General features: G+C 64.9%; 17 protein-coding genes. 12 read left to right on the forward strand and 5 right to left on the reverse strand.

Annotation, left to right across the window (positions count from 1 at the left end):
- Positions 1 to 111 precede the first annotated feature (111 nt).
- Positions 112 to 561, reverse strand: coding sequence for a tripartite tricarboxylate transporter TctB family protein (locus B5D62_RS28840; protein WP_085937550.1), 450 nt, complete (start codon positions 559 to 561; stop codon positions 112 to 114).
- Positions 562 to 948: 387 nt separating this feature from the next.
- On the opposite strand from B5D62_RS28840, the gene B5D62_RS28845 reads away from it, so the two are divergent.
- The 3 genes from B5D62_RS28845 to B5D62_RS28855 are packed head-to-tail and all read left to right on the forward strand — an operon-like array spanning position 949 to position 3,434.
- Entirely contained in the window at positions 949 to 1,995 is a 1,047-nt protein-coding gene (locus B5D62_RS28845) for a phosphotransferase (RefSeq protein ID WP_085937551.1), read from the forward strand.
- Positions 1,992 to 2,654: a TetR/AcrR family transcriptional regulator gene (locus B5D62_RS28850; protein WP_085937552.1), complete on the forward strand. Its 663-nt coding sequence runs from the start codon at positions 1,992 to 1,994 to the stop codon at positions 2,652 to 2,654. Before B5D62_RS28845 ends, B5D62_RS28850 begins: the two co-directional genes overlap by 4 nt.
- A gap of 18 nt (positions 2,655 to 2,672) precedes the next feature.
- Positions 2,673 to 3,434, forward strand: a complete 762-nt coding sequence (locus B5D62_RS28855; RefSeq protein ID WP_085937553.1) for a C13 family peptidase — start codon at positions 2,673 to 2,675, stop codon at positions 3,432 to 3,434.
- A 6-nt stretch (positions 3,435 to 3,440) separates the two neighbouring features.
- On the opposite strand, the gene B5D62_RS28860 is transcribed toward B5D62_RS28855, so the two are convergent.
- On the reverse strand, positions 3,441 to 3,830 hold the full coding sequence (locus B5D62_RS28860) for a RidA family protein (protein WP_085937554.1): 390 nt from the start codon (positions 3,828 to 3,830) through the stop codon (positions 3,441 to 3,443).
- 26 nt (positions 3,831 to 3,856) lie between these two features.
- Positions 3,857 to 5,071, reverse strand: a complete 1,215-nt coding sequence (locus B5D62_RS28865; RefSeq protein ID WP_085937555.1) for an ABC transporter substrate-binding protein — start codon at positions 5,069 to 5,071, stop codon at positions 3,857 to 3,859.
- Positions 5,072 to 5,141: 70 nt separating this feature from the next.
- On the opposite strand from B5D62_RS28865, the gene B5D62_RS28870 reads away from it, so the two are divergent.
- A complete protein-coding gene (locus B5D62_RS28870; protein WP_085937556.1) occupies positions 5,142 to 5,924 on the forward strand; it encodes an enoyl-CoA hydratase/isomerase family protein in 783 nt (260 codons plus the stop codon).
- 2 nt (positions 5,925 to 5,926) lie between these two features.
- Entirely contained in the window at positions 5,927 to 7,135 is a 1,209-nt protein-coding gene (locus B5D62_RS28875; RefSeq protein WP_085937557.1) for a cobalamin-independent methionine synthase II family protein, read from the forward strand.
- On the opposite strand, the gene B5D62_RS28880 is transcribed toward B5D62_RS28875, so the two are convergent.
- Positions 7,136 to 8,743 (reverse strand): AMP-binding protein, encoded by a 1,608-nt coding sequence (locus tag B5D62_RS28880; RefSeq protein WP_085937558.1) that lies wholly within the window; start codon positions 8,741 to 8,743, stop codon positions 7,136 to 7,138.
- 102 nt (positions 8,744 to 8,845) lie between these two features.
- Here B5D62_RS28880 and B5D62_RS28885 point away from each other — a divergent pair, with 102 nt between their 5' ends.
- Genes B5D62_RS28885 through B5D62_RS28895 form a run of 3 tightly spaced genes read left to right on the forward strand, consistent with a single transcriptional unit; the run spans position 8,846 to position 13,522 of the window.
- Entirely contained in the window at positions 8,846 to 9,811 is a 966-nt protein-coding gene (locus B5D62_RS28885) for a Bug family tripartite tricarboxylate transporter substrate binding protein (RefSeq protein WP_085937559.1), read from the forward strand.
- A 16-nt stretch (positions 9,812 to 9,827) separates the two neighbouring features.
- On the forward strand, positions 9,828 to 11,900 hold the full coding sequence (locus tag B5D62_RS28890; protein WP_085937560.1) for a hydantoinase/oxoprolinase family protein: 2,073 nt from the start codon (positions 9,828 to 9,830) through the stop codon (positions 11,898 to 11,900).
- Entirely contained in the window at positions 11,897 to 13,522 is a 1,626-nt protein-coding gene (locus tag B5D62_RS28895) for a hydantoinase B/oxoprolinase family protein (protein WP_085937561.1), read from the forward strand. Before B5D62_RS28890 ends, B5D62_RS28895 begins: the two co-directional genes overlap by 4 nt.
- A 28-nt stretch (positions 13,523 to 13,550) precedes the next feature.
- Here B5D62_RS28895 and B5D62_RS28900 read toward each other — a convergent pair whose 3' ends face one another.
- The gene (locus B5D62_RS28900) at positions 13,551 to 14,462 is read right to left on the reverse strand and encodes a LysR family transcriptional regulator (protein ID WP_085937562.1); all 912 of its coding nucleotides are present in this window, start codon (positions 14,460 to 14,462) and stop codon (positions 13,551 to 13,553) included.
- A 93-nt stretch (positions 14,463 to 14,555) separates the two neighbouring features.
- On the opposite strand from B5D62_RS28900, the gene B5D62_RS28905 reads away from it, so the two are divergent.
- From B5D62_RS28905 to clpS, 4 genes are all read left to right on the forward strand, one after another.
- Entirely contained in the window at positions 14,556 to 15,560 is a 1,005-nt protein-coding gene (locus B5D62_RS28905; protein ID WP_085937563.1) for an SDR family oxidoreductase, read from the forward strand.
- An 87-nt stretch (positions 15,561 to 15,647) separates the two neighbouring features.
- Positions 15,648 to 16,244: a glutathione S-transferase family protein gene (locus B5D62_RS28910; RefSeq protein ID WP_085937564.1), complete on the forward strand. Its 597-nt coding sequence runs from the start codon at positions 15,648 to 15,650 to the stop codon at positions 16,242 to 16,244.
- 68 nt (positions 16,245 to 16,312) lie between these two features.
- Positions 16,313 to 17,686, forward strand: a complete 1,374-nt coding sequence (locus tag B5D62_RS28915; protein WP_085937565.1) for a cytosine deaminase — start codon at positions 16,313 to 16,315, stop codon at positions 17,684 to 17,686.
- Between the two features lie 9 nt (positions 17,687 to 17,695).
- Complete coding sequence (gene clpS, locus B5D62_RS28920) at positions 17,696 to 18,004, forward strand: ATP-dependent Clp protease adapter ClpS (RefSeq protein WP_085937566.1); 309 nt, start codon at positions 17,696 to 17,698, stop codon at positions 18,002 to 18,004.
- The last annotated feature ends 5 nt before the right edge of the window (positions 18,005 to 18,009 follow it).

Consider the following 18,009-nt stretch of genomic DNA (forward strand, 5'->3'; position numbering starts at 1 on the left):
GGCAGCACGCCGATCAGGGTGCCGACCATGCATCCGACGAGGGCGTAGAGCAGGTTCTGGAACGACAGCGCGACCTGCATGCCGAGGACGAGATTACCGAGGATGTCCATCTCACCAGATTCCTTCGATGACCGAGATGTTCATCCCGAGACCGAGCTTGAAGACGATGATGCACAGGATGGTCAGCACGACCATGTTGGCGATGACCTCGGTCAGCTTGAACTCGTCTCCGCCGAGCGAGGCGATGAAGATCAGGGCGACGAGGGCGGGCAGCATGCCCGTGCTCTCGAACAGCAGGGCGAAGGCGACGATGCCGATCGTCACCATGGTGATCGGCTTCCACTTCGGCCGTTCGACGATCTCGCCGCCGGTATAGAGGGCGACCGCGCTGATGATCAGGCCCAGGACCAGCATGATGTAGGCCAGCATGTGCGGCACGTAGCCCGGTCCCATCCGTACCGTGGTCCCCGGCTGCAGATTGCGCCCGAACCACAACGTCGCCAGCCCGAAGGCGACAAACATCACCCCGGACAGGAAGTCCTTGCTCAGGAATCGGCTCAACGATGCCTCCCCACTCTACTCTTATCGCCAAGATTTTGGGCCCGGAACGTCGGGCAAACCCCACTCGCAGATAACCATACTTCGGCCACTAAGCCAAAGCGCCAAGTTGCGTCTCCACTCGCACGCTATACCCGCTCTGAGGATGATGTGGGCTTCTGGTTCGGACATCAGAATTTGACAGCCATCGATGCGGAATTTTGCATGTGCGAAGGCGAGCTGGTCGGTCTGTCGAGGAGGAGTGAACGTGCTCGCCGTCAAGGTTCTGTTTAGCGGATGGCGGGGGCTCTTCGTGTTGCACGGCTGCGGGCGGACGAGCAAACTCCGACGAGGTAAACGCTCGTTCAGGAGCTCTTGGTGGCGAGAAAAGGCGAGGACTACGTGGGCACAATGGCGGTGCAGGAGAAGCACCGCTTCGATCCACAGGCGCTCGAGCGCTTCATGGCAGCCAATGTGACAGGGTTCGTGTCGCCCTTGGAGGTCGAACAGTTCAAAGGTGGCCAATCCAACCCGACCTACCGCCTGACGGACGGGCAGGGCAGGCAGTATGTGTTGCGCCGCAAGCCCCCGGGCAAGCTGCTTCCGTCGGCTCACGCCGTCGATCGCGAGTTCCGTGTCATCTCGGCGCTGAACAAGACCAATGTTCCGACACCGCGCGCCTATGCGTTGTGCGAGGACGAGAGCGTGATCGGGACGGCCTTTTACATCATGGAATATTGCGACGGCCGCGTGTTGTGGGATCCGCTGTTGCCCGAGGTTCCGAAGGAGGCACGGCTCGATATCTACAAGGCGAAATTCGAAACCTTGGCGCGACTGCATGCGGTGGACTACGTCGCCCTGGGACTCGGCGACTTCGGGCGGCCCGGAAGCTACGTCGCCCGCCAGATCTCGCGTTGGGGCAAGCAGTACAAGGCCTCCGAAACCGAGCAGATCGAATCGATGGAACGGCTGCTCGAATGGCTGCCGGCGCACTTGCCGACCGATGACCGGACCGTTCTCGTCCACGGGGACTATCGGCTCGACAACATGATCTTCCATGCGTCGGAGCCGCGGGTGCTCGGCATCATCGATTGGGAGATCTCCACGCTGGGCGACCCGCTGGCCGAACTTTCCTATCTCTGCATGCTGTGGCGTACGCCGAAGGATTGGGGCGGGCTGCACGGGCATGACCTCGAGGCCCTCGGCCTGCCAACCGAGCAGCAGATGGCTGCCTACTATTGCGACCTCGTCGGCCGCAGCGAGCCCGATGCGCCGCTATGGGATTTCTACATGGCCTACAACTTGTTTCGCGTGTCATGCATTCGGCAGGGAGTTTACGCCCGCTCTCTCGACGGCACCGCGTCGAATGTTCGCGCGGCCGAATCGGGCAAGCTTGTGCGGCCTGCAGCCGACCTCGCTTGGCAGGTCGTCCGCGCTATGGCAGGAACCCGCCCATGACCAAGCGAAAGACCGTTCGGCCTCTGGTTGCCGCAACCACGGCGATCGAGCGAGAAGGGCGGCCGCCTGTCGAGGCGATTCGCTCCGCCGCCTTCCAACAGTTCGCCGAGCGTGGTTACCCGGTCGTGACCGTGCGCGACATCATGAAGGCCTGCGGATTGACCCAAGGGGCTCTGTACAATCACTTCCGGTCGAAGGACGAACTGCTGCACGACATCATCGCCTCGACCCAGGCCGAGCTTGAGCGGCTCTGCCTGAATGCCGTCACGGAGGCCGGGGACGATCCGCGGGCGCAGTTGGCCGCTTTCGTACGCGCCTATGTGAGACGGCATTGCCGGCTGAGAGTCGAGGCCCTGGTCGCGAATCGGGAAATCGGCTGGCTCGACGACAAGCGGGTGGCTGAGATTCGTCGCAGCCGGCGGGCGATCCGCGACGTGCTGGTCGGTATTCTCTCGCGCGGGCTGGAGCGCGGTCTGTTTTCGCCTCCGACCATCGATGGTCAAGAGGATTTGAAAGTGATGGCAATGGCGCTCCTGGACCAGTGTACGCACGTCTCGATGTGGTACGGTCCTGGCGGCCGGCTGAGCGAGGACCAGATGGCAGCTCTCTACGCCGAGATGGCGCTGCGGTCGGTCGGAGCCAAGTCGCAGACGAATTGACGCCAGGAGTTTTCGTGTATGTTCCAGCGCATCGCGGTCGTCGTTGTCGCCCTGCTGACTGCCGCCTGCGTTCCCTCGTCTGAAGAAACACTGCCGTCGACTCAGGTAGCGAGCGGGCCGGCGTCGAGCCAACCGGTGACGTCCGTGCCCCCCGCCGGGTGGCACGCGATGCTGGTGGCCGGCGACAATAACAGCCCGGCTTTCGATAACGGCGTTGATACGCTGCGCGATCGCCTCGGCTCGATGGGCGTGCGCGACATTCGCCTATACTCCGGCACATCCAGCGGCACGACGCTGGCGACATCCGCTAACGTTCTGAGGGGGCTGCGCAGCGTCGGAGGCGAGGCGTGCTTCGTCTATGTGACGAGCCATGGCGAGGAGCGCGGCTTCTACCTGCGGGCCGACCGGCGCATCTTCGGGCCCGATGCCTTGAACAGCGCCTTGACGGAAGGGTGCGGCGCGGCGCCCACGGTCGTCGTGGTTTCGGCCTGCCATAGCGGGACTTTCATCAACAGCGAGACCCGCCGGCCTAACCGCATCATCCTGACTGCAGCGGCCACCGATCGGACCAGCTTCGGCTGCGGTGCCGACGACGACTATACCTACTACGACCAGTGCTTCCTGCAGCAGCTGGACGGTGCGCGAACCTGGCGCGATGTTGCGCTCGGAACCAAGTCATGTGTCGAGACCCTGGAGCGCCGGCTGGGAGTGCGACGGGAATCGCGCCCCCAGATGTTCTTTGGCTCCGCGGTCGCCGACCTGCACTTGCCCGGCCGGTAAGGGATATTACCCGCCGATCACCGCGACGAAGTCGCAGGTCAGATGGTTGGGGTTGTTCGCGCCCAGCGCCAGCGTATGACGCGCCGGTCGCGACTCGGGATCGGGAAACATCTTCGACCATTCACCATTCAGCGCCTTGCGACCGGTTGCCGGGTCCTTCATCCAGAAATTGATCTTGAGGATGTCGTCCGGCGTGCCGCCGGCGGCTTCGACGCAGAGCTTGATCTGCCTGAAGACATTGGTGACCTGGGCATCGAGTTCCGGCGGCGCCTTGCCGGTATCGGGATCGCGACCGGTGATGATGCTCGACATGAGGGTGTTGCCGATCAGGCTCGCATTGGGAATCGGGTTCTCATGCTTGAAGCCCGGATAGTTGATGCTCTTACGCTTCGCCATTCCGCTTTTCTCCTGTTGCGAAACCATCAGTCGACACGGGCGCTCAACAGCCCGCCGAACAGTTCGAATCTCTTGCCGTTGAATCGTTGCAGCGCCAGCTCCTCCATCGGCTGATAGTCCGTGGGACTGGTGTTCATGTTGATCCCGTTGAGCAGCATGGCCGGATGGAAGTTCTTTAGATTCGCTGCTTGGCGCATCACGTTCTCGCGCGTGATGGTGTCGCCGCATTGCTTCAGGACCTGGACCATCGTCTGGGCCTGGACATAGCCCACGACGTTCTGCGGATCCTCGAGACTTCCGGCGGGAAAGTATTTCTTCATCCAAGCCACCCAGGCCAGGAACTCGGGGTCGTTCTGGTATTGCGGATCGGTCGGGTCCTTGACGAAGGCGGCCGATATCACGCCCATCGAAGCCTCGATGCCGGCCGGCCGCATGACGATGGCAATCGAGGCGGCGGGATTGTCGACGACCTGCAGCGGCTTCCAGTTCAGGTCGGCGGCTTTGCGGATCGCCTGAACCGCGAACTTCGGCGTCGTGATGTTGAGGAAGACGTTCGCCTTGGTCGAGGCAAGATCGATCATCTGTGAATCGACCGTGGCGTCGGTCACCTCGTAGCTCACCGCTCGCGTCAGGACGGTCTTCGCCTTGTCGCCCAGCCGGTCGGTGAAGCCCTTCAGGAAGTCCTTGCCGAAATCGTCGTTCTGATAGAGCAGCGCGACTTTCGGATTGGCCACCTGCTTCAAGATGTAGGCCGCATAGATGCTGGCCTCGGCCTGATAGATCGGCGTCAGCGTCATCGTATACGGGAAGTTGCGAGGATCGTTCCATCGGCTGGCGCCGCTGGCGAGGAAGAGTTGCGGCACCTTTCTCTGGTTCAGATACTTCTGCACCGCCGCGTTCGTCGCTGTGCCGAGCGACCCGGAAATCGCCAGGACATGATCGTCCTCGATGAGCTTGCGCGTCTGCTCGACGGTTTTGGCCGGGCTAAATCCATCATCGAGCGAGATCAGATTGATCTTGCGGCCATTCACGCCGCCTTGGTCGTTGACCATGGCGAAGTAGGCGAGTTCGGCCTTGGCGAGCGTGATGAATCCGGAAAGTGGCCCGCTGTAGGGCATCGTCTGTCCGAGCTTGATCTCCGTATCGGAGGCGCCCGGATCGTATTTCTTCTGCGCTTGTGCCTGGACGCCAAGTAACGCAACTGACAGGAACGCCGCTACCGCCACGCGGATGGTTGGCATGGTTTCCTCCCGGTTTTGTCGGGTAGCATGACAGCAAGTCGCCGATGAAGCGACCGTAAAGGAGGAAACGATGGCGCTCGTGGAGTATGAGCGGGAGGGCCAGGTCGTCATCCTGACCCTCAACCGGCCCGAGAAGCTCAATGCGTTCAGCGACGAGCTGGTCGGGATGCTGGGCGAGGCCCTGCATCGCTTCGATATCGATGACGAAGCCGAGATCGCGATCCTGCACGGCAACGGTCGCGCCTTTTCCAGCGGCGCCGACGTGCACCAGCGCCAACTTCGCAGCCGCGATGAATTCCTGAAGCTCGGCGGACCGCAAGGACGAGGCACGCATTCGGCCGATCTCCTGACCAAGGCGGTGAACTGGAAGCCAGTGATCGCGGCGCCGCATGGCTATGTACTGGGACTGTCGGTCGGCATCGTACTCGAATGCGACCTGATCGTTGCCGAGGAGGGGACGCGCTTCCAGATCACCGAGACGTCACGCGGGCTGGGCGCCGGCAAGTATTGGGGGTTGATGCATTTCCGCGGTGGAGGGGCCTTCACCATGGAGGCGGCGTTGACCGGCCGCTTCTTCACGGCCGAGGAAGCCCTCAAGGCCAACCTGATCAACCGCGTGGCGCCTAAAGGAAAATATCTCGATGCCGCCCGAGAACTCGCGGCCGAGGTGATCAAGAATCCGCCGCTCAGTGTGCGATCCACCGTGCGCCTGCGGCGCTGGTACATGGACCGACTGAGTCGTGAGATCATGCATCAGACCGCGCCCGAGCGGCTGTATTTCAGCGAGGATTTCCAGGAAGCCGCACGCGCCTTCGCCGAGAAGCGCAAACCCGGCAAGTTCAAGGGACGGTGACCATGAGGAAGAGCAGCGATCGAATCCTGACCAGCCACGCCGGCAGCCTGCCGCGACCGGACGAGCTGATCGAGGCCAACCGCCTTCGCGAGTCCGGCAAGGCCGATGAGCAGACCTTCCAGAAGGCGCTGACGCAGGGCGTTGCCGATGTCGTGAGGCGCCAGGTGGCGGCCGGTATCGATGTGCCGGGCGACGGTGAATACGGCAAGTCGATGGGCAGCAAGGTCAATTATCGCGCCTGGTGGAGCTACTCCTTCCAACGGCTGGGCGGCCTCAAGGTGGCAGGTCTCGGCCTGTACGACTTTCCGGTGCGGCGTTCGAGTCCGGGAAATGTCGTGCTGTCATCCTTCGGCGACCGCCGCGATCGACTGCGCTTCGCGACTGCTTATTCGGATCCGGAGTCCGGCATAACGACCGGTCCCCGCGCGACCGACTGGCCGGTCTGTGTCGGGCCTTTGACCTATACCGGCCAGGCGGCGATCGCCGCCGACATCGCCCATTTCAAAGCGGCGCTGGCCGCCAATGGCGTCAGCGAAGGCTTCATGACCTCGATTGGTCCGGCGAGCTGCTCGCGCATCGGCAATGACTACTACAAGAGCGACGACGAGTTCGTCTTCGCCTGCGCCGACGCCATGCGCGAGGAATATAAGGCAATCATCGATGCCGGTCTGATCCTGCAGATCGACGATCCGGCCATCGCCGAGAATTTCGACCAGATCAACCCGGAGCCGACGGCCGAGGACTACCGCAAGTTCACCACGCCCAAGATCGAGGCGTTGAACCATGCACTGCGCGGCCTGCCCAAGGACCGTATCCGCTTCCATCTCTGCTGGGGGAGCTGGCATGGGCCGCATACGACCGACATTCCCATGCGCGACATCGTCGGCCTGATGCTGAAGATCGAGGCCGGCGCCTATTCCTTCGAGGCGGGCAACGTGCGCCATGAGCACGAGTGGTCTGTCTGGAAGGACACGAAGCTGCCCGACGACAGGCTGATCCTGCCGGGCGTGGTGAGCCATGCCACCAACGTCGTGGAGCATCCCGAGCTGGTGGCCGAGCGCATCGGTCGTTTCGCCAAGCTGGTTGGCCGCGACCGCGTCATCGCCTCGACCGATTGCGGTCTCGGCGGTCGCGTCCATCGCGACATCGCCTGGGCCAAGCTCGAGACTCTGGCGCAGGGGGCGGCCATCGCCAGCAAGCAACTCTGGTAGCTAGCAGGAACTGCGCAGAAGCTCCTCCGCCCTCTCGCGCAGCTTGGTCCGCTGGATCTTGAATCCGTTGGCGGAGGGCGTGGTGGGAAACGCGTCGATCGTGAAGACGCGCAGGGGCACTTTGTAGTTGGCGAGGCCGTGACGACAGTGGTCGATCACGGCCGATTCGTCGAATGCCTGGCCGGGCGCGAGTGTGACGAACGACACGGCACGCACCCCGTCCGGCCGGGCGACCGCGATGGTCTGACATCCTTCGATTCCGGCCAGCTTCTGGATGTGCGTTTCGATCTCGAGTGGATTGACCAGGAAGCCGGAGAGCCGAAGCACGTCGCCCATGCGGCTGAGGAAGGTGAAGCCGCCATGCCCGTCGAGCGCCGCCAGATCACCGGTCCGCACATAGCCGTCGGGCGTCATTGCTGTCGCGGTCGCATCCTCATTTCCCCAATAGCTCACCATGAGGGACGGTCCGGCGCACTCGAGCATCCCGGGCTGGCCAACCCCGAGCAGGGTCCCGGTTTCCGGGTCGCGAACGCGGACGTGCGCCAGCGGCGAGGTCGGGATGCCGCCGCCCTTCTTGCGGCGCTCGACTGGGGCATCGACCGGCTGGATGGCATAGAGCGCCTGCACCTCGCTCATGCCATAGAGGCCGCGCAGGATCAGGCCACGTTGTTCCGCCCGCTCGGCGATCGATTCGAGGGAGGTATTGAAGCCGGCATAGCCGGCCCAGCGGACCGAGGGAAATGGACGGTTGTCGGGAATCAGATCCAGCAGCCGGGCGAACATGTCGTCGCTGCCGAACAGGGTGGTCGGCCGATGGTGTTCGATCAGACGCGCGATCTGCTCGATTTCGTACGACTCGACGAGTACGCACGGCCTGCCGGCGGCAAGCGTCGCCAGGGTCTGGTTGAAGCCGAATACGCCGCACAAGGGCAGAATGCTGAGCGTCAGCGTATCGTTGGCCGCAAAGCCGAACGCTTTTGCCACCTGCTGGGCGTGGCTCGCGATCGCACCCTGGCGGTGGGCGACGAACTTCGGCAGGCTGGTCGTGCCCGATGTCGTGAAGATGTTGCACGCCGCTCTGGCGGTCGCATTGTTGGTGCTGCAACGAGGGCGCGTCAGCAGCCGGTCGAAGGGAACCCGCCGTACCGCCTGGATGGCCGGCGGTGGCGTTGCCGGCTCGTCGCCGACGATGACGATCGCGGTCAGCGAATCGAGCGCTTGCGGCTCTACCTCGGCCAGGATCGACAGGAAGTCGATGTGGCGAAAGCCCGGGGCGCAGGCCAGCACCTTGGCGCCGGAGCGACCGACGATGTCGGCGACTTCTACCGCGCGATATCGAGTGTTGACCGCGACGGCAATGGCGCCGAGCCGGGCGCAGGCGAAATAGAGCAGCAGATAGGCCGGGACGTTCGGCAGCCACAGCGCCACGCGATCGCCGGCGCCGACACCAAGGTCGGCGAGGCCCTGCGCGACGCGCAGCGACCGTTCCGCGAGCTCGCCGAAGGTGATCGAAAGCTCGCCATGCAGAAGCGCCGGTGCATCCGGTGTCTGCTCGCCCCATTCAGCGAGCAGGGTCCAGACGTCGGCAGCGGGTTTGTTGAGGGCCATGCGGCGCGCAGACTACTCAAAGTCGGCTTCATCTCAAGAGCGATGCCTTGACCCGGCACGGAGCTTGCTCGACGCTGCGCGCCGGGATTGGGGGAGTTTAGCATGTTGCGTCGAACCCTGCTTGCGAGCCCGCTGGTGCTCGCTGCCACTGCCGCTCGTGCCGACTGGACGCCGAAGCAACCCATCCACGTCCTCGTCGGCTTCGCTCCCGGCGGCACCGCCGATATCGCGGCGCGACTGGCCGGAGAGGCAATCCAACGCAAGACAGGGCAAAGCGTCGTCGTCGAGAACAAGAGCGGGGCGCTGGGATTCATTGCCCTGAAGGCCGTCGCGAATGCGATTCCGGATGGCTATACGGTTGGCATCGGCATCATGGGCTCGCTTGCCGTCGCGCCGGTCGTGCCCGGTTCGGTGATCCCGCTCGATCTCGACAAGGAACTCCTGCCGATCTGCAATCTTGTCGGCGTGCCGATGGCGCTGATCGTCCGACCCAATGCGCCGTACAAGACGGTTGCCGAGTTGATCGCCTATGCCAAGGCGAATCCCGGCAAGGTTTCCTATGGTTCGACGGGCAACGGCTCGACCAACCAGCTCGCGGCGGAATTCTTCGCTGCCGAAGCGGGAGGGCTCAAGCTTCTCCACGTTCCCTATCGCGGTGGAGCCCCTGCCGTCGCAGATGTCGCAGCCGGCCAGATCGACATGTTCTTCGGCAACGTCTCGGAAATCGTCGGTCAGATAAAGAGTGGTCAGGTCCGCGCCCTCGCGCTTGCCTCGACGCGCGCCAATCCCATGGTTCCCGACCTGCCGCTGCTGACCAAGGACATTCCGTCGCTCGATGTGAACAACTGGTTCGGGCTGGTAGGGCCTGCCGGTCTGCCGCCGGAGATTGCCGGGGCGTTGACCCGGTTGTTCCTCGATGCGGTCAACGATCCTACCAGTCAGGCCGTCATGGCCGAGCGGGGGCTTCAACCAATTCCGCAGGACGGGGCTTCGTTCAAGGCCACCATCGTGAAGGATCGCGAACGATGGGCGAAGGTCGTCAAGCAGGGCAATATCAAAGCCGAATGATTGTAGAGGAAGCGTAATGAGTGCGCCTTTGTCTCTCGGGATCGATATCGGAGGCACTTTCACCGATCTCGTCGTTCATGATCCGCGTGATGGACGCGCGGTGATCTGGAAGGAAAGCACCACGCCCGACGATCCGGCGCGCGGCGCCCTCGAAGGGACGCGCCGGGTTCTGGAGAAGGCGGGAGCAAGCGCCGAGCAAGTCGGACGCGTAGTCCATGCGACCACGCTCTTCACCAACGCCCTGATCGAACGCAAAGGGGCGAAGACCGGGCTGATCACGACGGCGGGGTTCGCCGACGTGCTCGAGATCGGACGCGAGCGCAAATACGAGCTCTATGACCTCTTCATCGAGATGCCCAAGCCTCTGGTAGGGCGCCCATGGCGGCGCGAGGCTAAGGAACGCCTGGCGCCGGATGGCTCGGTGGAGATCGCGCTCGATATCGAGGCGGCATTGGCGGAAGTGGCTTGGCTGGTGGAGCAGGGTGTCGAAAGCCTCGCCATTTGCTTCCTGCATGCCTACGCCAATCCACAGCATGAACGCGCGCTGGCTGCGGCGGTGGCCGAGCGCTTCCAGAATCTGTCGATCTCGCTGTCGTCCGATATCGCGCCGGAAATCCGCGAGTATCAGCGTCTCAGCACGACGGTGTGCAACGCCTATGTCCGTCCCTTGGCCGAAGCCTATCTGGAGCGACTGGAGCAGGCCTTGCGTGGGGAAGGCATAACCGGCGGCCTGTTCCTGATGCTGTCCAATGGCGGTCTCACGCATGTGAGCGAGGCCAAGCGGGCCCCCGTACAATTGCTGGAGAGTGGACCGGCAGCGGGCGCACTCGCCGGCGCCTGGTTCGGGCGCAATGCCGGGCTGGAGCGCGTGCTCGCTTTCGACATGGGCGGCACGACGGCCAAGCTGGCCCTGGTCGATGACGGCGAACCGCTCGTGGCCTATGGCTTCGAGGCGGCGCGCGAGAAGCGCTTCTTGCGCGGTTCGGGACTGCCGATCCAGATCGCCACCGTCGAGCTGATCGAGATCGGTGCCGGCGGCGGATCGATTGCCCACAAGAGCGACCTTGGCACGCTGAATGTCGGTCCGGAGAGCAGCGGCGCGCAGCCGGGTCCCGCCTGCTACGGCCGCGGCGGCACCGAGGCGACGGTGACGGATGCCGACCTTTCGCTCGGCTACCTCAACGCCGACTTCTTTCTCGGCGGGGCGATGAAGATCGATCAGGGAGCGACCGAGGCCGCCTTCGATCGGCTCGCCTCGGCGCTCGATGTCGAGCGCGATCGCGCCGCTTTCGGGGTGCACGACGTGGTGAACGAGAACATGGCAGGCGCGGCGCGTGTGGCGATTGCCGAGCGCGGGCGAATCCCGGCTGAATACGCGCTGCTGGCGACCGGTGGTGCCGGCCCGGTCCACGCTTGGCACGTGGCGCGCAAGCTCGGGGTCAAGCGGGTGGTCTGTCCGCCCGGCGCCGGCGCCGGCAGCACCATCGGCATGCTGATGGCGCCCGCTCGCGTCGATCGCGTGGCGAGCTTCGCCCTGCCGCTGGCGGGCGCCGACATGGCGGACGCCGAACGGCTGTTCGCCGCGCTGGAGAAGGAGTCGCTCGACGTGCTTCGCCAGACTGGCGCCGACGTTTCCGGTCGGGCCGTGACGCGGCTGGCAGACATGCGCTATATCGGCCAAGGCAGCGAAATCACGGTTGCGATACCGGTGCCGTTGACCGAAGCGACCGTGCGTGCCGCCTTCGAGGCGGCGTACAAGGCGCTGTTCGCCCGTACGCCGCCGGGCGCGGCCATCCAGTTCGTAGCCTTGCGCCTGTCCGTCACCGCCCCGATGCCGGGCACGGGCGGCAAGCTCGAATTGACGCGTCACGCGGCGGCTGCGGCCGAGAAGGGGAGCCGGCTGGTCTTCTTTCCCGACGAAGGCAGGACAGTGCAGACCAGGGTCTGGGATCGCTATGCCCTGACGCCGGGCGTCGAGATCGAAGGACCTGCGGTATTCGAAGAGAACGAGAGCACCTTCATCGTCGGTCCGGGCGCGACCGCGCGCCTGCTGGCGGATGGTTCCATCCTGGCGGAGATCAAGCAATGAGCCGCACCTTCGACCCGATCGAACTCGAGTTGCTGTGGCGCCGGCTGATCTCCATGGTCGACGAGGCCGCCGCTGCCATGGTGCGGACCTCCTTCTCGACGCTGGTGCGCGAAAGCTACGACTTCTCCTGCGTCATCACCGATGCGTCGGGCCAGTCGCTGGTGCAGGCCTCCGAAAGCATCCCGAGCTTCATCGGCACATTGCCAGAGACGGTGAAGCACTTCCTGCGCTTCTTCCCGCCGGAGAAGCTGGAGCCGGGTGATGTGCTGATCACCAACGACATCTGGCTTGGGACCGGCCATCTGCCCGACGTGACGATGGCCAAGCCGATCTTCAAGGATGGCCGGTTGGTGGCCTTCAGCGCCACCACGGCGCATGCTCCCGACATCGGCGGCAAGATCAGGAGCCCCGAGCCGCGCGAGGTGTTCGAGGAAGGGCTGCAGATCCCGCCGATGAAGATGATCGCCGCGGGCCGGACCGACGAGACGCTGGTCGCCATCATCCGCAAGAACGTGCGCACGCCCGATCAGACGATGGGCGATCTCTATGCCCAGATCGTCGCACTCGACTTGATGGAAGATCGGCTGCGCATCTTGATGGAGAGCTACGGCCTGCCCGATCTCACCGATCTTGCGCGCGAGATCCAGGGACGATGCGAGACGGCGATGCGCGCCGCGATCCGCGCGCTGCCCGATGGGACCTATCACAGCGAGCTGACGACCGATGGCGTGCACGACAAGCCCATCACCATGAAGCTTGCGCTGACCATTCGCGGCGATGAGATCGAGATGGATTTCGCCGGCACCGATCCGCAGGTCGATCGCGCGATCAATTGTGCGCTCTGCTACACCAATGCCATGGCGATGTACGGGGTGAAGGTGTGCACCAGCCCCAACCTGCCCAACAACGAGGGCGCCTGGCGGCCGATCACGCTCACAGCGCCGCCGGGCTGCATCGTCAACCCGGTGTTTCCGGCCTCGGGCGGCTCACGCATGCTGATCGGCCACTATATCCCGATGCTGGTGTTCGGCTGCCTGGGCCAGATCGTGCCGGAGCGCGTGATGGCGGCCTGCGGCTCGCCGATGTGGGGCATGAACCAGTCGGGTGTCCGCGAGGGCGGCAAGCCCTACGCCAACATGTTCTTCTATAATGGCGGCATGGGCGCCAACACGCGTGGCGACGGCATCACCTGCCTGTCATGGCCGTCGAACGTGTCGTCGACCTCGATCGAGATCAGCGAGCACATCGCGCCGTTGCGCTTCCATCACAAGAAGCTGCGTCCAGATTCGGGCGGCGCTGGCCGGCACCGCGGCGGGCTCGGCCAGGAGATCCTGATCGAGAGCCGCAGCGAGACGCCGATCGCCGTTTCCTTCCTCGCCGAACGGACCGTTTTCCCGGCCTTCGGCATCGAGGGCGGCAAGGACGGTGCGCCCGGTATCCTCCTGATCAATGGCGAGAAGACGGATCCGAAGAAGCAGTATGTGCTGCGCAAGGGCGATACGGTTTCCCTCGGCACGCCCGGCGGCGGCGGGCACGGCGATCCTCAGCAACGGGCGGAGGCCGCCCTCGCGGCGGACCTGGCGGCGGGTTACGTGACCGATCGGTCGCTCTATCGCGGATAGGAATTTTGCCGACAGGGCGATTGCCGGATTATCTCGGCCGGCGGTCCTGGCGGCGGACATGTTCCGTCATCCCGGTGACCAGCGCATCGAAGACGGCCCGACAGACGCGGTTCGTGCGCAGATCCTCATGCATCGCGACCGACGTCTCGAGGGCGATCTCGAACGCTCGGGGCAGGACGCGGACGAGAGCGGCGTCGCGGGTGGCCAAGGCGAGCTGGCAGGCGCCGATGCCGAAGCCGGCGCGGATCGCGGCAAGCTGAGCGAGGTCGCTGTCGGCGCGGAAGGAAAAGTGATTGCGGCGGAAGGCCGGGAGGCGGCGTTGCATGCTCCGGATCGTCGCCGTTTCACGGTCGAAGCCGATCAGCGCGTGAGCCTGAAGCTGGTCGAGGCTCGCCGGCATGCCGTGGCGCTCGAGATAGAGGCGATGCGCATGGAGGCCCACCTTCACGGTGCCGACACGCTGCACCAGCAGCGCCTCCTGGCGGGGCCTGATCATGCGAACCGCGATGTCGGCATCGCGCCGCAGCAGATCGGTCACCTCGTTCGACAGTACTAGCTCGACCGAGATCTCTGGATGCTGCCGGCGCAGCGTGGCGAAGATCGGCGGTAGGACCTCGACGCCGATCACCTCGCTTGCCGTGACCCGAACGGTGCCGCGCATGGCACTCCCACGCGACGAGGCGGTCCGCAGCAGCGATGCCGCCGTCGTTTCCAGCATGTCGAGATGGGGACGCAAGGCCAGGGCGGCATCGGTGGGAGCGAGCCCATGGCGCGAGCGGGTGAAGAGCGCAACGCCCAACCGGCGCTCCAGCGCCTCGACATGGCGCCCGACGGTCGGCTGCGTCAGGCCGAGTGTCCGCGCCGCGCCGGAAAGCGACCCCTCCTGCAGCACCGCCCGGAATGTCCGATAGAGATCCCAGCTCGGGTTCGTGTCGTCCATACGAAATTGTATATCGCCAATAGAGTTTTCGGCAATTTCCGCAGAGGGCAGTTGGAAGCATATCAACGCCGACGAGGACGACTGGAGGCGTTGATGGCAAGGCGGATGGCCCTGGTGCTGGGCGCGACGGGTGGCATCGGCGGGGAGATGGCGCGGCAATTGACGGCGGCGGGCTGGATGGTGCGGGCCTTGACCCGTGATTCGGCTCGGCTTGGCGCCGCCGATGGTTGGGAGGGATTGAAGGGCGATGCCCTGCGCCGGGGCGATGTGGTCGGCGCCGCCGAGGGCGCCTCGCTGATTGTCCATGCCGTCAACCCGCCCGGTTACCGCAACTGGCCGCAAACGGTCCTGCCGATGCTCGACAACACACTCGCCGCCGCGCGCGCCAGCGGCGCGCGCATCGTGCTGCCGGGCACGGTCTACAATTACGGTCCCGATGCCTTCCCGCTGATCGACGAGGACTCCCCGCAGAATCCGACCTCGCGCAAGGGCGCGATCCGGGTCGAAATGGAGCGGCGTCTGCGCGCTGCGGCGGAGCAGGGCGTGCGCAGCCTGATCGTGCGCAGCGGCGACTTCTTCGGGCCGCGTGCCGCCAACAACTGGTTCTCGCAGGGGCTGGTGAAGCCCGGCAAGCCCGTCACGGTCGTGACCAACCCGGGCGCGCCGGGCGTCGGCCATCAGTGGGCCTATCTTCCCGACGTGGCGGCCACGATGATGGCCTTGATCGAGCGTGAGAGTGATCTCGCACCCTTCGCGCGGTTCCATATGGGCGGACATTGGGACGGCGACGGGCGAACGATGGTGGGTGCCATCGGCCGCGCGGTCGGCCGACCCGATCTCAACGTCAAGCGCTTCCCGTGGTGGCTGCTGTCGGTCGCGTCGCCGGTGGTTCCGCTTTTCCGCGAGCTGCGCGAGATGCGCTATCTGTGGCAGACGCCGGTCCGCCTCGACAACCGACGTCTCGTCCGGTTCCTGGGCAAGGAACCGCACACACCGCTCGACGAAGCCGTGCGTGCGACGCTGATCGGTTTGGGGTGCATCGCGGTCGATTCCGCGGCGCGATCTCCGGAGGCACATGAGACTGCGCGAGCGACATGAGGGCAGCTAGGGACTGCGCAGACCCGAAATAGTTCTGCGTCTGGCGTGTCGCGCTCTACAGTCCCCGGCGCTTACAGGAGATGGACCATGAAGCTCGCCTATGCATCCGCCAGCCCCTATGTCCGCAAGGTCACGGCCTGCGCCATCAAGCGCGGGATCGACGACAAGATCGAGCGCTTGAAGATCCCGACCACCGATCCCGCGCTGCTGCAATACAATCCGCTGTCCAAGGTGCCGACGCTGATCGCCGATGACGGCCTCTGTATCTATGACAGCCCGGTGATCTGCGAATATCTCGACAGCGTCGGGTCAGCACCGAAGCTCTTCCCGGCCGCGGGCGCGGCGCGCTGGAAGGCGCTCACCCAGATGGCGCTGGGTGACGGCATCCTCGATGCCACGCAGCCGCGCCGTCGCGAGCTGACGCTGCCGCAGGACGATGGTCGCAAGAGCTACATTGCCTTGCAGCAAGGCAAGGTCGCTCGTGCGCTCGAAGCGTTCGAGAAGGAAGCCGACTCGCTTGGCGCTCTCGACACGATCGGGGAGATCACGCTCGGCTGCGCCCTGGGCTATCTCGACTACCGGTATGCCAACGAGCCGTGGCGGCCGGGACATCCCAAGCTCGAAGCCTGGTATGCCAAGGTGGTGAAGCTGCCGCCACTTGCCGAGACCATGCCCGCCGGCTGATCCTCTGGATAGGGAAACGGCCTGGCTCTTGCACTGGGCGCCGGGCCGTTCCCGCAGAAGGTCGTGTCATGCCGGTCACCGGATTCTTCGAACCACCCATCTCGTCCCGCTATGCGCTGCGGCGCATCCATGTGCCGGCAAGCCTGTTGCCGGACGCGAAGCTGCCGGGTCAGGGGCTGGACGACATCGTCTCGTGCGACCTCGTGATCGAGGATGGCCGCATCGCCGACGTGACCCCGGCCGGAACGGTGGCCGAGGAGTTGGGGCCCGATCTCGACGGATCGATGGTGCTGCCGGGCCTGCTCGATGCCCACGCGCATCTCGACAAGGGGCACATCGCGCCGCGCGCATCCAACAGGACCGGCGATCTTCTCGGCGCGGCCGCGGTCACCGGACCGGATCGGGCGGCGCGCTGGCATGCCGAGGACGTTTATCGCCGCATGTCGTTCGGCCTGCGCTGTGCCTATGCCAAGGGCGTGGTGGCGATCCGCACCCATCTCGACTCGCTGGCGCCGCAGCCGTCGATCACCTTTCCCGTCTTCCGCCGTCTGCGCGAGGAATGGGCTGGCCGCATCGAGTTGCAGCCCTCCACGATCCAGCCGCTCGATGTCTTCCTGGGCGAGGAGGGGACGCAGCTCGCCGATCGGGTCGCCGAGTTGGGCGGCAATCTCGGCAGCAGCACCAAGTTCGTGACGCCGATGTCCTCGCTGGTCCCGCCCGAATTCGACCAGGCGATGGAGCGGATCTTCACGCTGGCCGAGGAGCGCGGCCTCGATCTCGACCTGCATGTCGACGAGGCCAGCGACCCCGAGGCGCGCACGCTCATCCGCATTGCCCGCCTGGCGGAGAAGCGCGGCTTCAAGGGCCGCATCCTGGCCGGCCATTGCTGCGCGCTGGCGCTGCAGACCGATGAGTTCATCGAGGAGACGATGCGGGCCTGCAAGGAGGCGGGCATCGATATCGTGAGCCTGCCGGCGGTGAATCTCTATCTCCAGAGCCGGGGCCCGTTCGGCAGCAATGCGCCGCGCAGGACGCCACGCTGGCGCGGCGTGACCGTGCTGCACGAACTCAAGGCCTGCGGACTGCGGGTCGCGATTGGCGGTGACAATGTGCGCGATCCCTTCTACGCCTATGGCGACCACGACATGCTCGAGACCTTCGCCCAGGCGGTGAAGATCGCCCATCTCGACCATCCCTACGACGACTGGATCCGCGCCGTGACGGCGGTGCCGGCTGCCATCATGCAGCTTCCGCAATTCGGCCATGTCGAACGCGGCCGGCCGGCCCATCTCGTGGTGTTACGGGCGCGCGATTTCGGCGAAATGCTGGCACGTTTCCAGGCCGACCGGGTCGTCATTCGGCACGGCAAGGCGATCGACACGACGCTGCCGGACTACCGCGAACTGGACGATCTGGTTAGGATCGAGGCCGCGACATCATAGGAGCAGCCTATGAGCGATATCGACGTCCTCAAGCCTGAGACGATCGCCAAGCCCAAGATCGAGCAGCCCCGCCTCTACAAGGTCGTCCTGCTGAACGACGACTACACGCCGCGCGAATTCGTAGTGCAGGTCCTGAAAGCGGTCTTCCGGACCAACGAAGACCAGGCCTATCGCATCATGATGACGGCGCACCAGAAGGGCGCCTGCGTCGTGGCCACCTTCACCCGCGACATCGCCGAGAGCAAGGCGACGGAAGGCACCGAGATGGGCCGCCAGAAAGGCTATCCGCTCGCCTTCTCGACCGAACCGGAGGAGTGACGGCG

The sequence above is a fragment of the Enhydrobacter aerosaccus genome (genome assembly GCF_900167455.1).
Classification (GTDB): Bacteria; Pseudomonadota; Alphaproteobacteria; order Reyranellales; family Reyranellaceae; genus Reyranella; species Reyranella aerosaccus.

Coding starts and splice junctions, on each gene's coding strand:
- B5D62_RS28850 (WP_085937552.1), top strand. CDS start 1,992: ATGACCAAGCGAAAGACCGTTCGGCCTCTGGTTGCCGCAACCACGGCG.
- B5D62_RS28890 (WP_085937560.1), top strand. CDS start 9,828: ATGAGTGCGCCTTTGTCTCTCGGGATCGATATCGGAGGCACTTTCACC.
- clpS (WP_085937566.1), top strand. CDS start 17,696: ATGAGCGATATCGACGTCCTCAAGCCTGAGACGATCGCCAAGCCCAAG.
- B5D62_RS28915 (WP_085937565.1), top strand. CDS start 16,313: ATGCCGGTCACCGGATTCTTCGAACCACCCATCTCGTCCCGCTATGCG.
- B5D62_RS28880 (WP_085937558.1), bottom strand. CDS start 8,743: ATGGCCCTCAACAAACCCGCTGCCGACGTCTGGACCCTGCTCGCTGAA.
- B5D62_RS28855 (WP_085937553.1), top strand. CDS start 2,673: ATGTTCCAGCGCATCGCGGTCGTCGTTGTCGCCCTGCTGACTGCCGCC.
- B5D62_RS28895 (WP_085937561.1), top strand. CDS start 11,897: ATGAGCCGCACCTTCGACCCGATCGAACTCGAGTTGCTGTGGCGCCGG.
- B5D62_RS28910 (WP_085937564.1), top strand. CDS start 15,648: ATGAAGCTCGCCTATGCATCCGCCAGCCCCTATGTCCGCAAGGTCACG.
- B5D62_RS28845 (WP_085937551.1), top strand. CDS start 949: ATGGCGGTGCAGGAGAAGCACCGCTTCGATCCACAGGCGCTCGAGCGC.
- B5D62_RS28860 (WP_085937554.1), bottom strand. CDS start 3,830: ATGGCGAAGCGTAAGAGCATCAACTATCCGGGCTTCAAGCATGAGAAC.
- B5D62_RS28905 (WP_085937563.1), top strand. CDS start 14,556: ATGGCAAGGCGGATGGCCCTGGTGCTGGGCGCGACGGGTGGCATCGGC.
- B5D62_RS28870 (WP_085937556.1), top strand. CDS start 5,142: ATGGCGCTCGTGGAGTATGAGCGGGAGGGCCAGGTCGTCATCCTGACC.
- B5D62_RS28865 (WP_085937555.1), bottom strand. CDS start 5,071: ATGCCAACCATCCGCGTGGCGGTAGCGGCGTTCCTGTCAGTTGCGTTA.
- B5D62_RS28885 (WP_085937559.1), top strand. CDS start 8,846: ATGTTGCGTCGAACCCTGCTTGCGAGCCCGCTGGTGCTCGCTGCCACT.
- B5D62_RS28875 (WP_085937557.1), top strand. CDS start 5,927: ATGAGGAAGAGCAGCGATCGAATCCTGACCAGCCACGCCGGCAGCCTG.
- B5D62_RS28900 (WP_085937562.1), bottom strand. CDS start 14,462: ATGGACGACACGAACCCGAGCTGGGATCTCTATCGGACATTCCGGGCG.